The sequence below is a fragment of the Arthrobacter sp. zg-Y750 genome (assembly GCF_020907365.1).
GTDB lineage: Bacteria > Actinomycetota > Actinomycetes > Actinomycetales > Micrococcaceae > Arthrobacter_B.
The window spans coordinates 111,524-125,071 of the sequence record NZ_JAJJOC010000008.1; the positions used below are offsets into that span (position 1 = coordinate 111,524).

Here is a 13,548-nt window from a genome sequence, read left to right on the forward strand (position 1 = left end):
GTTATGTCCGCACCGCCGGCGCTGGACACCGGAGCCGTCCTCGCCGGGCACAACCGGATCAGCACCCAGGCACTGACCAGCACGGCAAAGGCCGCCGCGGCGGAATACTTCGGTGTGCCGGCGCAGCAGATCCGGGTGCTGTGGAGAGATGACCAGGGACTGCTGGCACTGTCCCTATCCCTGCCCATAGCGCTGCCGCCGCTCAATACCCTGACGCCGGCCATGCTGGAGCTTGCCGGCGGCACGGTATGGCAGCGGGCGCACGCCGCCAAGCCGGTGCTGCTGCAGCGCGTGGCCGAGCTCACCGGATCACGGCTGTCCCGCGTGGATATCCGGATCACCGGCGCCCTCCCGGCCGAAGGCAGGCGGGTGCGGTGAAGCGCGCCGACGTTGAACTGACGGACCGGATCGTCAAACGCGAAACCCACTCCGCCCGCACGCCGGCAGCGGTGACCGCGGCAGCCATCGGCATCCTCTTTTTCGCCTATGTCCTGCTGGAAACCGTGCTTCAGGCCCTGGGGCAGGACGCCTGGCTGATCGACCCGCCCACCTTCTGGCGCTGGCTGGCGAACCTGCCCGCCCGCTCTGACCCGCTGATCCTCGGCTTGTCCGGCGGGCTGATCTTCCTTGCCGGCCTGCTCTTTTTCCTGCAGGCGGTGCTGCCGGGATGGCGTGCCCGCTACGCGCTGCCCAACCCGCGTGCCGCCGTCGTGGTGGACGGCGAAGTCCTGGCCGCGTCCCTGGCCCGCTGCGCCCGCACCAGTGCCGGCGTCACGCCGCAGCAGGTGCTGGTCACCGTGGGCCGCACGGCGGTGGATGTGCAGATCCGGCCGACGTCGGGTACCCCTGTTGACCCCGAGGCCGTCCGGGCCGCTGTGGAGGAGGAACTGCAGTTGACCAAGTTGAACCCGCAGCCGGCTGTACGCGTGCAGGTTGCCTCGTCCGGGGTGATCGGACAGTGAACGCCACACCGCGGGCCCTGAACCGTTTCCTGCTCGCACTGCTGGGCCTGCTGCTGATGGGTGTCGGCGGCGGGTTGGCCCTGATTTCCGCCTGGCCGGCCGCTGCCCGTGCCTGGCACGGCTTCGCCGCCCGGGCGGGCACAGAAGGAGCCGCCGCCTTCTCATCCACGGTCATGCCCGGCAGCGGTGCCAGTTGGATCTGGGTGGCCGCCGCAGTGCTGTCCTTTGTGGGCATAGTGCTGATGGTGCTGTGGATGGCTGCCCAGGGCGGCGGCCGCACGGACACGCTGGTCTCCGAATACGACGACGACGGCGCCCCCGGGCGGGTGGCGATCAGCGGCGGCGTGGCTGAGCAGGCGTTGCGCAACGCGTTGCAGCAGGACCCGGATGTCGCGGGTTCCGCAGTGAGCACCTACCGGGTGAGGGGACGCAGTGCCCTGCGGGTGCGGATCACCCCGCGCCAGGGGGCAGCCCCGCACCTGATTGCCGCTGATGCCACCGCTTTGGTGGAAAGCCTGGACCTGGCCCTGGGTCATGAAACACCGGTCCTGCTGAGCTTGGAAGCGGGCCGGCGGATCCGTCTGGGCCGGGAGGACCGGGTCCGCTAGGGCGGCCAGCCGCCCGCCGCTAGGAGGCCCGGGCCAGCTGCCGGATGGGAATCCACCGGGAGGCGAGGCGGCGGTAGGCCGCGGCCGCGCCGGTCATGTCGCCGTCGGCCAGGGACTCGATGCCCAACCGGACGTCCGAGGGCGAATCGTCGGGGAACACCAGGTCCGCCACCGGGCCGTAGTCCAACTCCAGGACGGCATCCGGGTCGAAGACCTCCAGCCAGGCGATCAGTTCCGCGAGTTCATCCAGCAGGTCCAGTTCCGGCGCGGCCATGGACAGCGACGCCGACGCCGCCCGGGCCCGTTCGATGCACTGCAGCACCGGTGCGGACAGCCGCACGGTCTGCACATGGCCGTCGTCCTCCACCACTTCGGTGTGGTCCTCCTCGTGCAGCAGCACGAACCAGCCGAACGGCACCCCCCAGGTAGCGGAGCGGGTGTGCAGCTTGGCCAGCGAATCGGCAAAGGAATCCGGATTCAGCCGCGCTGCGTGGGCCTCGCGGGCCACCTCGGGCACCAGCACGTCCACCAGCGGTCCGCGGATGGACTCGCCCAGGGATTCAGCAGCCAGGGAAGTGCGCACCGCCAGCTGGTTTGGGCAGTAAAGGCGGTTGGTCACCCCCTCCTGCGCGGGGTAGTGCAGCACCCGGACCAGGTCCGTGGCGTTGTGCGGAAACGGATCCGAAACCACCCGTACCAGCCGGCGGACGGCGTCGGTGCGCTCCAGGACCTCGGTTTCGTGCCGGCCGCGGGCCCGCTGCTCCATGATGGCCAGCTGCTGGACGTCATCGAAGGCATCCAGCGGCTCGTAGACCCGCAGGTAAGAGACGAACGGGAAGGTCCGGTACAGCGAGGGATGCCGCGCCACGGCTAGTCCAGTTCCACAATCACGGGAGCGTGGTCCGAGGCGCCCTTGCCCTTGCGTTCCTCCCGGTCGATCACCGCGCCGGTGACCCGCTTCGCCAGGGCGGGGGAGCCCAGGACAAAGTCGATGCGCATGCCCTGCTTCTTGGGGAAACGCAGCTGGGTGTAGTCCCAGTAGGTGTAGACGCCGGGCCCGGGGTGGAAGGGACGGACCACGTCGGTGAAGCCGGCGTCGAGGAAGTCCTTGAAGGCCTGCCGTTCGGGATCGGTGATGTGGGTGGCGTTCTGGGCGCGGAACCAGTCGATGTCCCACACGTCGTCGTCTTCCGGGGCGATGTTCCAGTCACCCATCAGGGCCAGTTCCAGGGACGGATCCTTGGTGATCCACTCGGCGGCATGGTTCTTGAGGGTCTTCAGCCATTCCAGCTTGTACGGCATGTGCGGATCCTCCACCGCCCGGCCGTTGGGAACGTACAGGCTCCACACGCGCACTCCGCCGCAGGTCGCACCGATGGCACGGGCTTCGGCCACGGTGGTCTCCGCGGTCTTGCCGAAGTGCGGCTGGTCGGGGAAGGTTCGTTCGACGTCGTCGAGGCCCACGCGGGAGGCAATGGCCACGCCGTTCCACTGGCTCAGGCCGAAGTGCGCCACTTCGTAGCCGTTCTTCTCGAACAGTTCCCAGGGGAAGTTCTCGTCCTTCGCCTTGGTCTCCTGAATGGCCAGGACATCGACGTCGGAGCGCTGCAGCCAGGCCTCGATGCGGTCGGCTCGGGCGCGGATGGAGTTTACGTTCCAGGTAGCAATCTTCACACTGCTACGTTACCCAATCCGGCCCGCTCCCACACTGCGCCGCGGGCCCGGCGGGGCCGGATGCGCGGCGCAGTGCGGTGCAGCACAGGCAGGGTCAGGTGTTACTTCCACCAGGTGTCGTGCACCGTGACCGGGATGGTGCGCTTGTGCCGGGTCATCACGAAGCGGGCCTCGATCTTTTCCGCCGCGTCGGCGGGGGTGTCCTCGCCCTCCAGATAGCCGTCAATGGTGTCGTAGCTCAGGCCCAGCTCCGTCTCGTCCGTCTGCCCGGGCTTGTCATCGAGCAGATCGGCGGTGGGGGCCTTGGCTACCAGCTTCTCCGGGGCTCCCAGCTCGGTCAGCAGTGCACGGTTCTGCCGCTTGTCCAGGCCGGAAAGGGGCAGCAGGTCCGCGCCGCCGTCGCCGAACTTGGTGAAGAAACCGGTAACGGATTCGGCGCCGTGGTCCGTGCCGATCACCAGCAGGTTGTGCTGGCCTGCCACGGCGTACTGCGCGGTCATGCGCACCCGGGCCTTGATGTTGCCCTTGTTGAAATCGGTGATCTTCTCGCCGGTCATCTTCACGTACTCGTCTTCGAAACCGTCCACTGCCGGGCCCACGTTGTAGACCAGGGACTGGTCGGGGGCAATGAATTCCAGCGCAGCCTGGGCGTCCGCTTCATCATGCTGGACCTTGTACGGCAGGCGCAGGGCAATGAACGTTGCCTCGGTACCTTCGGCCTTCAGCTCATCCACGGCCATCTGGGCCAGCTTGCCGGCGAGCGTGGAATCCACGCCGCCGCTGATGCCCAGAACGTAGCCCTTGGTGTGCGAGGCGTGCAGATATTCTTTGAGGAAGTCCACCCGGCGGCGGATTTCCGCGGCCGCATCAATAGTGGGCTGAACTCCCAATTCGGCAATGATTTCCTCTTGTAGTTTCCGCATGGACCTCAGCCTATATCCGTCACCGGCGCCCTGCCCGGGCAACGGCCGGCGCGAGTTGGTCCGCCGCGCCGTCGCAAAGATGCACAAACATCCGTGCGCGGCACGGCCATGGCTAGGATTAAGGCATGACATCGCCCGCCATTGCGCCCGCCCGTACCCGTCTGCTGGACCTGATCCAGGAGTTGGCGGTGGTCCGCGGCAAGGTGGTGCTGTCCTCCGGTGCAGAGGCCGATTACTACATAGACCTGCGCCGCGTCACGCTGCAGCACGAAGCATCCGCCCTGGTGGGCGAGGTGATGCTGGAACTGCTGGACAGCGCAGGAATCGAATTCACCAACGCCGGCGGCCTGACCATGGGCGCCGATCCGGTGGCCACCGCGCTGATGAACGCCGCCGCCCGCGCGGGCCGCCCGGTGGACGCCTTTGTGGTGCGCAAGGCGCAGAAGTCCTACGGCATGGGCCGCCAGGTGGAAGGCCCCGACGTCGCCGGACGCAACGTGGTGGTCCTTGAGGACACCTCCACCACCGGCGGCTCGGCCCTGACTGCCGTCGAGGGTGTGCGGAAGGCCGGCGGCAACGTGGTGGCCGTAGCCGTGATTGTGGACCGGGATACCGGTGCCAAGGAACGCATCGAGGCCGAGGCCGGGGTGCCGTACCTGTTTGTGTTCGGCAAGGATGAACTCGGCCTCGAGTAGCCGCGGCAACCGGCGCGGCAGCGGCGACCCGGAACCGGAGAGCGTCCGGGACCCGGAAATGCTGCCCGCCCCTGGGACGCCCGGCGACCCGGGAGCATTCCTCCGCAAGGTCTCAGACCTGCACCGGATTTCCCGCCGCCGGTTCCTGGCCGGTTCCGCCGCCGGACTGCTGCTGGCCACGGACCTGGCCGTCACCTCGCGGATCCAGCGCTACCGCGAGGAACTGGAAATCCTGCGGGTGCCGGACAAAGAGGCGCAGCGGAGGTTTCCCCGGGCCATGTGGTTCCTTTTCCCGGGGTACAAAATCAGCTGGGAGGAAACCCGCTGGATCCTCGGCTCGCTGCGCCCGGCGCTCACCACCCGCGGACAGCTGGCCGCGGTTGGCTACTCGAACCTGGGCCTGAGGGTGCAGGACATCCTCGACGCCGTCCACCGCTGCATCCTCGACCTGCGGCTGGAGCGGATCTACTTTTACGGGCACAGCTTCGGCGGCATGGTGGCCGTGCAGGTGGCGGCCGGCCTGCGCGAGCGCGGCGTCGCCGTCGAACTGATCATCCTGGACTCCAGCCCGTCCGGGAAGAAGGACGTCCTGGACCGGGCCATGTTCGAGGGAGCGGTGTTCCTGTACGACGCCGGCTACCGGGTGCCGCTGGGACTGCGCGGCGGCTACGAACTGGGCGAGCGCCTGGTGCACAAAGACGAGCGGTCCTGGCGGACCATCGGCGAACAGACACTGGCCCAGCTCTCACCTCTGGCCCCTTCCAGCACCCTCATCCAGTCCCAGGCCTCGTTCATCTACCACTTCAGCGCCGCACGCTTCACGGCGGCGCTCGCCGGCACCAAGGCCGCGTTCATCGGGAATCCGCGGGATGAAACCGTGAATTCCGCGTCGGCCCGGGCGGGCTGGACGGACGCCTTCGGTTCGAACCTGCTGCCCGGTTCCCCGGTGACCGAAGGGGCCCGCCCCGCACATGCCAGCCCGCAGTGGAACCCGGAGATCTACGAAGAGGTCCTGCTGCAGGTATTGCGGCTTTACGAGCCGGCCCCCTCCGGCGGTGTCCGGCCGGAGGAATGACCGGCTTGCAGCCGCGGACGGAGCCCGGTCAGATGGTGTTGATCAGGTCCGATACCGAGTTCATGATCTGCGTGGGCCGGAACGGGTACCGGTTGATGTCCTCGCGCTGCGTGATGCCGCTGAGCACCAGCACCGTGTGCAGGCCCGCTTCGATGCCGGCCACAATGTCGGTGTCCATCCGGTCGCCGATCATGGCGGTGGTCTCCGAGTGCGCGTCAATCTTGCGCATGGCGGAACGGAACATCATGGGGTTGGGTTTGCCCACAATGTACGGCTCCATCTTGGTGGCCGCGGTAATCAGCGCCGCGATGGCACCGGTGGCCGGCAGGACGCCTTCCTGCGAAGGGCCCGTGACGTCCGGGTTCGTGGCGATGAACCGGGCGCCGCCCAGGATCAGCCGGATGGCCTTGGTGATGGTGCCGAAGGAGTAGGTGCGGGTCTCGCCCAGCACCACATAGTCCGGGTTCGTGTCCGTGAGGATCATGCCCGCCTCGTGCAGCGCCGTCGTCAGCCCGGCCTCGCCCACCACAAAGCAGCGGCCCGGGGCGCCGGAGTTCTTGACCTGGTCCTTGAGGAACTCCGCTGTGGCCAGGGCGGAGGTCCACAGGTTCTCCTCCGGGACCTCCAGGCCCGAGGCGCGCAGCCGTGCGGCCAGGTCCCGGGGCGTGTAGATGGAGTTGTTGGTCAGCACCAGGAACCGCTTGCTCGTTGCTACCCAGCGCTCAATGAGCTCCGCCGCGCCCGGAATCGGATGGTTTTCGTGGACCAGGACACCGTCCATGTCCGTCAGCCAGCACTCAATGTTCTCGTTTTCGCCCACGGTCTCCCATTTCTCGCTTCATTGCCTAGGTGGCCCCGCCCACAACCGGCCCGTGACGGGCACGCTGCGGCGGGCACAGCCAGTCTTTCACCTTAGGCTGGAAGGGTGATAGACAGCAGCCCCCGGGAACCCCTTGATGACGCCACGGATGCAACCGCCGCCCCAATGCACCAGGTGGGTGTAGGCCCTTGGGAAGGGCCGCTGCCCGAAGGGGAGCACTGGGATCCGGAACTGCTGGCGAACGGCGATGCCCGCAACGTGGTGGACGAATACCGGTACTGGAAACATGACGCGATCGTGGCGGACCTGGACACCAAACGGCATCCCTTCCATGTGGCCATCGAAAACTGGCAGCACGACTTCAACATCGGCACCGTTGTCCGCACCGCCAACGCGTTTATGGCCAAGGAAGTGCACATCATCGGACGACGCCGGTGGAACCGCCGCGGCGCCATGGTCACCGACCGCTACCAGCACATCCGCAACCACCCCACGGTCGAGGACTTTGTCGTCTGGGCGCACGGCGAAGGCCTGCACATCATCGGGATCGACAATTTTCCCGATTCCGTGCCGCTGGAAACCTATGAGCTGCCGGAAAACTGCGTCCTGGTGTTCGGGCAGGAAGGACCGGGCCTGAGCCCCGAGGTCCACGCCGCCGCAGACGCCACCTTGTCCATTGCCCAGTTCGGTTCCACCCGGTCCATCAACGCCGGCTCGGCCGCGGCCATCGCCATGCACAGCTGGATCCGCCGCCACGTTTTCGGCCAGAAGGCCGGCTAACCCGGGAGCGGGCGGGTACGACGGTCGGGCACGCAAAAACCGGCCGCGGTTCGGGTGCGACTAGGATCACAGGGTGGACTGGCTATGGTATTTCGTCGCTCTGGTTCCGCTGGCCGGATTGGTTCCGCTGGTGCGGGCAAAACTGCCCCGAGCCTCCGTCGTCGGAGTGGCCATACTCCTGGTCCTGACAGCGGCCGCCACAGCAGCCCTGGGCCCCTCCGGCCTCCTCGCAGAGGAGGCCGGAGTGCTGGAAGCCATCCTGGTGCTGGCGCTGTTCGTCATTTACCTCCTGCTGCGGGCCTGGGCCTCGGACCGGGCCGAAGTGCAGCGGCTGCGCAGCATTGCCCGCCGCAATGCCGATCAGATTTCCGTGGTCAGCCACGAGATCCGGACTCCGCTGGCGCTGATGAAGGGCGCTTCGGACCTGCTTGCCGAAGGATCACCGGGGCCGCTCACAGCCAGTCAGACGCGGTTCGTAGAGACCATTAGTTCCAACTGCCACTCCGTGATCGCACTGGCGGAGGACCTCCTCGCCCAGGCACGGATGGACGCTGGAATGTTCACGCTTCACCCCCAGCGGGTCAACCTCCGTACGCTCAGTGCTTCCGTGATCGCCGAACTCCGGCACCTGCACGGGCTGCCGCTCGCACTGGATTGTCCCGGAGCTCCGCCGCGCGTCTGGGCCGATCCGCAGTTGCTGCGCCAGGCCCTGACCAACCTCATCAACAATGCTGTGGGGCATGCCTACAACGCCAAGCTCATCACGGTGAGGGTGGTCAACGCAGACGCACAGATCCTCATTTCGGTCTCGGATGACGGCGACGGGATTCCTGACGAGGAAAGACAGCAGCTTTTTGAACGGTTCCAAAGCGGCCGTCCGCTGCGCGACGGAACGGGGCTTGGGCTGGTGATCACGCGGGCGATCGTGCAAATGCACGGAGGTGACATCTTTGTGGACAGCACACCCAAACGCGGGACAACCATGCTGTTGAGCCTTCCGCGGGAAACGCCCCAACCGGCCGTCACAGCCGGCAGGAACGGAGCACTGCAATGACCGCCCAGCCCCTTGCCCTAGTGGTCGACGACGAACCGCAGATGATCGACATCGTCAGCTTCGCACTGGAAACACAGGGATTCGAAACCGTAACGGCCCGCGATGCGGAGAAGGCCTGGCAGATTTTCAAGGTCCGGGACCTGGACCTGCTGGTTTTGGACGTTATGCTGCCGCAGGCATCGGGGCTGAGCCTGTGCCGCCGTATCCGGGAGGTCAGCAGCGTTCCCATTCTCCTTCTCACCGCACGCGGGGAGACCAAAGACCGTGTGGAAGGACTGGAAGCCGGAGCGGATGACTATGTCACCAAGCCGTTCCATCCCCGCGAACTCGCGCTCCGCGCCGAGGCGATCGTCCGGCGTACCCGAAGCCAACCTGCACCGGGGACCCTGGTGTACGGGCCGCTGCAGATTGCCGGCTCTTCGGCCAGCTTGAACGGGCGGATCCTCAACCTGACACCAACGGAATTCCGTCTCCTGGTCAGGCTGGCCTCGGAACAGGGGAAACCGGTGAGCTTCCGCCACCTCCTGCTGGCCGGCTGGCAAATGGAGGAGGGCCCCGGGGCCAAGGAGATGCTGAAGACGGCGGTTTACCGGCTGCGGCTCCAACTGGCCGAACACGGTTATCAGAAAGCGGTCGGGGCGGTGCGGGGCGCCGGGTATCAGTTGACCTTCACGGCACCGGTGCCGGCGAGGCCGGGCACGAAGGCGCCGTCGCTGTAAAAGTCACGGCACTGTGACCAACTGTGACCGAACCGGGCACCGGCTGGGTGCGTTCCCTCCATAGATTGGGGCTTGGCCGGTGCTACCCGGCCGCGTAGTCAGGGGCAGAGTCGCCCCTCAACGAAAGGGACGCCATGAAGCGCAAAGCCGCGCTCACATTCGCTATGGGGACCGCTGCGCTGCTCGCCTTGAGCGGCTGTGTAGTGAACGACGCCGAACCCGCCTCCGAAGGTGAGGAGCTCGGGGGAAGCCTGACCGTGGCCTGCGGGGCCATGGAGGACTGGTGCCAGGCCATGACGGCGGCCTTCCAGGAGAAAACCGGAGTGGAAACCAGTTTTGTCCGGCTCTCCTCGGGAGAAACCGTTGCCCGTCTGGAGTCAGCCAAGGACTCCCCGGAGTTTGACGTGTGGCACGGTGGACCGGCGGACGGGTACGGCATGGCCCGGGATGCCGGCCTGCTTGAGCAGTACAGTTCACCCAACGCAGATGCCATCCCGGAAAAATACAAGGACGCCGACGGGTACTGGACGGGTGTCTACGTAGGCGCCCTCGGGTTCTGCTCCAACCAGTCCGTCCTGGACAAGCTGGGCGTGGACGCCCCGGAATCCTGGCGGGACCTGCTGGATCCGAAGTTGAAGGGACAGGTCTCCACCGCGCATCCCTCCACTTCCGGAACGGCCTTCACGGCACTGTGGACCCAGGTCACGCTGAACGGCGGAGATGAAGACAAGGCCATGGAGTACATGCGCGGCCTGCACAACAACATCCTGCAGTACTCAAAGAGCGGCACCGCACCCGGCCAGACGGCAGGGCGCGGAGAAGTTGCCGTAGGCCTGGTGTTCTCGCATGACTGCGTGAAGTACCAGGAGGCCGGAATGACGGATCTGGTGGTGTCCTTCCCCGAAGAAGGCACCGGTTATGAAATCGGCGGGGTGGGCGTGGTCAAGGGGAGCAAGAATCCCGCTGCTGCGAAGGCATATGTGGACTGGACCCTGACCCCCGAGGCGCAGAACCTCGGCGTCACTGTCGGTTCCTACCAGATCCCCACCAATCCGGACTCAACGAGGGATGAGCGCATGGTCAACCTCGACGAGGTGAAGCTGGTCGATTACGACTTCGATGCCGCTTCGAAGGCCAAGAAGGAGTTGACGCAGCGCTTCGACGCCGAGATCGCTGCCCAACCGCGAGAGTAGCCGCCTCCTGCCATGCCTTTTATCCACTAGGTGCACGGCCGGGACCCCGGCCGTGCACAGTAGGAGATTTTCGTGAGTCTAGAAACCTTGCAGCCGGTTGCTGTTCCCGTCCCCGCACCGGGCCGGAGCAGCAGGATCAGGGCGGCCGGCGCCCGCCTGGATCCGCTCACCAAGGTGGTCATCGCCTTGGTGGTGCTCATCCTCGCCGTGCTGATCGCCTATCCGCTGGTCCGGATCCTGGCCCAGGCCTTCAGCTCGGACGGCCGTGAAACCCTCGGCCGGATTTTCACTTCAAGCACCAACCGGACCATCCTGCTCAATACCGTGGTGCTGGGCCTGCTGGTGGGGACAGTTGGCACGGTCATCGGCTTCGCTTTCGCGTACGCCCAGGCGCGGCTGAAGTTCAAGGGCAAGAAACTCCTCCACCTGATTGCCCTGCTGCCCATTGTTTCCCCGCCGTTCGCCGTGGCAACTGCCGTCATCACCCTTTTTGGGCGCGGCGGGCTGGTCACCAACAAGCTCCTCGGCCTGGAATACAACATCTACGGGCTGACGGGACTCACCCTGGTGCTGTCGCTGTCCTTCTTCCCGGTGGCATACATGAACCTGCTGGGAATGCTCCGCAGCCTGGATCCTTCGCTGGACGAGGCCGCGGCGAACCTGGGCGCGAGCAAATGGAAAATCTTCCGCAGCGTGACCATCCCGATGCTCGTCCCGGGCTTCGCCAGCTGCTTCCTGCTGCTGTTTGTCGAGGCCATTGCCGACCTCGCCAACCCGTTGGTGATCGGCGGCGACTTCACCGTCCTTTCCTCGCGCGCCTACATCGCGATCACGGGGGAATACGACGTCGCCGCCGGGGCAGCCTATTCGCTCGTCCTGCTGTTGCCCGGCCTCCTGGTGTTCCTGGTGCAGCGGTACTGGGCCGAACGTAAGAGCGTGGTTTCGGTCTCCGGCAAACCGTCGGGCAACATCCTGATGATCACTTCTGCGGCCGGCCGGGTCCCGCTGCTGGCCTTCGTGGGACTCGTCGCAGCCCTGATCGTGGGCATTTACCTCACCGTCTTCGTGGGTGCCTTCACCAAGATCCTGGGCATCAACAACAGCGTCACCCTGGCCAACTACCGTTATGTCCTTTCGGGCATAGGCTCGGATGCCATGTTTACCACCACCATCCTGGCGCTCATCGCCACCCCCGTGGCCGGCGTCCTGGGCATGGTGATGGCCTGGCTGATTGTCCGTAAGGTCAATCGTGGGAGGGGCGTCCTGGACTTCATCGGCATGCTCGGCTTGGCCGTGCCCGGCACTGTCCTGGGCATCGGGTACGCCGTCGCCTTCAACAAGCCCTTCATCATCGGGAACCTGCAGTTCCTGCCGGCGCTGGCTGGAGGCGCGGGAATGTTCGGCGGTGCGCTCGCAATTGTGATGGTCTACGTGATCCGCTCCATGCCCTCGGGCCAGCGCTCCGGCGTCGCCGCCCTGCAGCAGATTGATCCTGCCATCGACGAAGCGTCCACTTCCCTGGGTGCCTCGTCCCTGACGACGTTCCGCACCATAACCCTGCCCTTGATCCGGCCTGCCCTGCTCTCCGGCCTCACCTATGCGTTCGCCCGGGCCATGACCACGCTGTCGCCGATCATTTTCATCACCACGCCCAAAACCAAGATCATGACCTCCCAGATCCTCTCGGAGGTAGACGCGGGCCGCTTTGGCAACGCCTTCGCCTACTGCACCATCCTGATTGCGATTGTCCTGACGGTCATCGGCCTGATGAACCTCCTGATCCGCGAACCCAGGGTCAAAACCCGCTCCCGCTGACCATCAGCACCCCGCCAAAATTCCACCCTGACTACCTGAACCTGAGGACAGCATGGCACGCACAACACTTGATGACCGGCCCACCGCACGCACCGGACCGGCGGAAACGGGCGAGCTTCGCCTACACAACCTGGTCAAGACCTTCGCCGGCCCGGATGCCGCCCCCGCTGTAGACGGCATTGACCTGGTGATCCGCCCTGGAGAGTTCATCACCCTCCTCGGCCCGTCGGGCTGCGGCAAAACCACAACGCTGCGGATGATCGCCGGTTTCGAGCAGCCCACCACCGGGCAGCTGACCCTCGACGGCGAGGACATGGTCAACCTGACTCCGGATAAGCGGCCCATGTCGATGGTCTTCCAGTCCTACGCGCTCTTTCCCCACATGAGCGTTTTCGACAACGTCGCCTACGGGCTGCGGTTGAAGAAAACACCGGCCAAAACCCTTGAGCAAGAGGTCAACTTCGCCCTCGCCTCCATGAGCCTCTCCCCGTACGCGGATCGTGCTCCGAACCAGCTTTCCGGCGGTCAGCAGCAGCGTGTGGCCCTGGCACGGGCCATGGTGATGAAGCCCAAGGTGCTGCTCTTCGACGAACCGCTGTCCAACCTCGATGCCAAGCTGCGCGTCCAGATGCGCACTGAGATCCGCAGCCTCCAGCACAAGCTCGGCATCACGAGCGTCTACGTGACGCATGACCAGGATGAAGCCATGACGCTCTCGGACCGGATCGTCGTAATGCGGCAGGGGCGGATCGAACAGGTTGCCGCTCCCACCGAGGTGTACCGGCGCCCCGCCTCGGTGTTTGTTGCCGACTTCATCGGTCGGGCCAATTTCATCGATATCCAGGAACATGTTGTATCAGGGACCGCCGGGGACAAGATGGCGAAGGTGACGGTCCTGGGCAGCGAGTACTTGGTGCCCGCGCACGATGCCGTCACCGACAACTCCGCCGCAACCCTGCTGGTCCGGCCTGAATCGGTGGCGGTGACCAAGATCGAGCCGGCGGCTTCCGACGTCGAGCGGCAGGTATCCGGGCGGGTCGGTCGGGTGCTGAACTCTGTTTTTTACGGTTCCTGGATTGAGTATGACGTGGAGAGCGAGGCCGGAAACGTCACCTCCGTGGTCAGTGATCCTGCCCCTGAGGACCTGATGGAAGCCGGAACCTACGTGCATGTGGACATCAACCCGGACCGTTCCTGGCTGATGCTGCCAGAGCAGGGGTAGGCCCCGGA

15 protein-coding genes are annotated in these 13,548 nt (G+C 65.9%); 11 read left to right on the forward strand and 4 right to left on the reverse strand.

The window, feature by feature from the left end:
* Positions 1–3 precede the first annotated feature (3 nt).
* The 3 genes from LOC57_RS06045 to LOC57_RS06055 are packed head-to-tail and all read left to right on the forward strand — an operon-like array spanning position 4 to position 1,570.
* The gene (locus tag LOC57_RS06045) at positions 4–378 is read left to right on the forward strand and encodes a hypothetical protein (RefSeq protein ID WP_227912925.1); all 375 of its coding nucleotides are present in this window, start codon (positions 4–6) and stop codon (positions 376–378) included.
* Positions 375–962: a DUF6286 domain-containing protein gene (locus LOC57_RS06050; RefSeq protein ID WP_227912478.1), complete on the forward strand. Its 588-nt coding sequence runs from the start codon at positions 375–377 to the stop codon at positions 960–962. Before LOC57_RS06045 ends, LOC57_RS06050 begins: the two co-directional genes overlap by 4 nt.
* Positions 959–1,570 carry a hypothetical protein gene (locus LOC57_RS06055; protein WP_229958697.1) on the forward strand — a complete coding sequence of 204 codons (612 nt, stop codon included), beginning with the start codon at positions 959–961 and terminating at the stop codon, positions 1,568–1,570. Before LOC57_RS06050 ends, LOC57_RS06055 begins: the two co-directional genes overlap by 4 nt.
* A 19-nt stretch (positions 1,571–1,589) precedes the next feature.
* Here LOC57_RS06055 and LOC57_RS06060 read toward each other — a convergent pair whose 3' ends face one another.
* The 3 genes from LOC57_RS06060 to nadE all read right to left on the reverse strand — a co-directional run bounded on the left by LOC57_RS06060 (position 1,590) and on the right by nadE (position 4,167).
* Positions 1,590–2,438 (reverse strand): hypothetical protein, encoded by an 849-nt coding sequence (locus LOC57_RS06060; RefSeq protein ID WP_229958699.1) that lies wholly within the window; start codon positions 2,436–2,438, stop codon positions 1,590–1,592.
* 2 nt (positions 2,439–2,440) lie between these two features.
* Entirely contained in the window at positions 2,441–3,244 is an 804-nt protein-coding gene (locus LOC57_RS06065) for an exodeoxyribonuclease III (RefSeq protein ID WP_227912475.1), read from the reverse strand.
* Positions 3,245–3,345: 101 nt separating this feature from the next.
* Complete coding sequence (gene nadE, locus LOC57_RS06070) at positions 3,346–4,167, reverse strand: ammonia-dependent NAD(+) synthetase (protein WP_227912474.1); 822 nt, start codon at positions 4,165–4,167, stop codon at positions 3,346–3,348.
* A gap of 125 nt (positions 4,168–4,292) precedes the next feature.
* Here nadE and pyrE point away from each other — a divergent pair, with 125 nt between their 5' ends.
* A complete protein-coding gene (pyrE, locus tag LOC57_RS06075; RefSeq protein ID WP_229958701.1) occupies positions 4,293–4,862 on the forward strand; it encodes an orotate phosphoribosyltransferase in 570 nt (189 codons plus the stop codon).
* Positions 4,843–5,937, forward strand: coding sequence for an alpha/beta fold hydrolase (locus tag LOC57_RS06080; RefSeq protein ID WP_229958702.1), 1,095 nt, complete (start codon positions 4,843–4,845; stop codon positions 5,935–5,937). Before pyrE ends, LOC57_RS06080 begins: the two co-directional genes overlap by 20 nt.
* A 28-nt stretch (positions 5,938–5,965) precedes the next feature.
* Here LOC57_RS06080 and LOC57_RS06085 read toward each other — a convergent pair whose 3' ends face one another.
* Positions 5,966–6,718 (reverse strand): HAD-IIA family hydrolase, encoded by a 753-nt coding sequence (locus LOC57_RS06085; RefSeq protein ID WP_227912923.1) that lies wholly within the window; start codon positions 6,716–6,718, stop codon positions 5,966–5,968.
* Positions 6,719–6,922: 204 nt separating this feature from the next.
* Here LOC57_RS06085 and LOC57_RS06090 point away from each other — a divergent pair, with 204 nt between their 5' ends.
* From LOC57_RS06090 to LOC57_RS06115, 6 genes are all read left to right on the forward strand, one after another.
* Entirely contained in the window at positions 6,923–7,537 is a 615-nt protein-coding gene (locus tag LOC57_RS06090) for a TrmH family RNA methyltransferase (protein WP_229958763.1), read from the forward strand.
* 73 nt (positions 7,538–7,610) lie between these two features.
* Complete coding sequence (locus LOC57_RS06095) at positions 7,611–8,591, forward strand: sensor histidine kinase (RefSeq protein ID WP_227912471.1); 981 nt, start codon at positions 7,611–7,613, stop codon at positions 8,589–8,591.
* A complete protein-coding gene (locus LOC57_RS06100; protein ID WP_229958704.1) occupies positions 8,588–9,310 on the forward strand; it encodes a response regulator in 723 nt (240 codons plus the stop codon). Before LOC57_RS06095 ends, LOC57_RS06100 begins: the two co-directional genes overlap by 4 nt.
* 134 nt (positions 9,311–9,444) lie before the next feature.
* The gene (locus LOC57_RS06105) at positions 9,445–10,503 is read left to right on the forward strand and encodes an ABC transporter substrate-binding protein (protein ID WP_227912469.1); all 1,059 of its coding nucleotides are present in this window, start codon (positions 9,445–9,447) and stop codon (positions 10,501–10,503) included.
* Between the two features lie 72 nt (positions 10,504–10,575).
* On the forward strand, positions 10,576–12,318 hold the full coding sequence (locus LOC57_RS06110) for an ABC transporter permease (RefSeq protein WP_227912468.1): 1,743 nt from the start codon (positions 10,576–10,578) through the stop codon (positions 12,316–12,318).
* Positions 12,319–12,370: 52 nt separating this feature from the next.
* A complete protein-coding gene (locus LOC57_RS06115; protein ID WP_227912467.1) occupies positions 12,371–13,540 on the forward strand; it encodes an ABC transporter ATP-binding protein in 1,170 nt (389 codons plus the stop codon).
* Positions 13,541–13,548 lie beyond the last annotated feature (8 nt).

Coding starts and splice junctions, on each gene's coding strand:
- LOC57_RS06045 (WP_227912925.1), top strand. CDS start 4: ATGTCCGCACCGCCGGCGCTGGACACCGGAGCCGTCCTCGCCGGGCAC.
- nadE (WP_227912474.1), bottom strand. CDS start 4,167: ATGCGGAAACTACAAGAGGAAATCATTGCCGAATTGGGAGTTCAGCCC.
- pyrE (WP_229958701.1), top strand. CDS start 4,293: ATGACATCGCCCGCCATTGCGCCCGCCCGTACCCGTCTGCTGGACCTG.
- LOC57_RS06080 (WP_229958702.1), top strand. CDS start 4,843: ATGAACTCGGCCTCGAGTAGCCGCGGCAACCGGCGCGGCAGCGGCGAC.
- LOC57_RS06085 (WP_227912923.1), bottom strand. CDS start 6,718: ATGGACGGTGTCCTGGTCCACGAAAACCATCCGATTCCGGGCGCGGCG.
- LOC57_RS06090 (WP_229958763.1), top strand. CDS start 6,923: ATGCACCAGGTGGGTGTAGGCCCTTGGGAAGGGCCGCTGCCCGAAGGG.
- LOC57_RS06100 (WP_229958704.1), top strand. CDS start 8,588: ATGACCGCCCAGCCCCTTGCCCTAGTGGTCGACGACGAACCGCAGATG.
- LOC57_RS06105 (WP_227912469.1), top strand. CDS start 9,445: ATGAAGCGCAAAGCCGCGCTCACATTCGCTATGGGGACCGCTGCGCTG.
- LOC57_RS06115 (WP_227912467.1), top strand. CDS start 12,371: ATGGCACGCACAACACTTGATGACCGGCCCACCGCACGCACCGGACCG.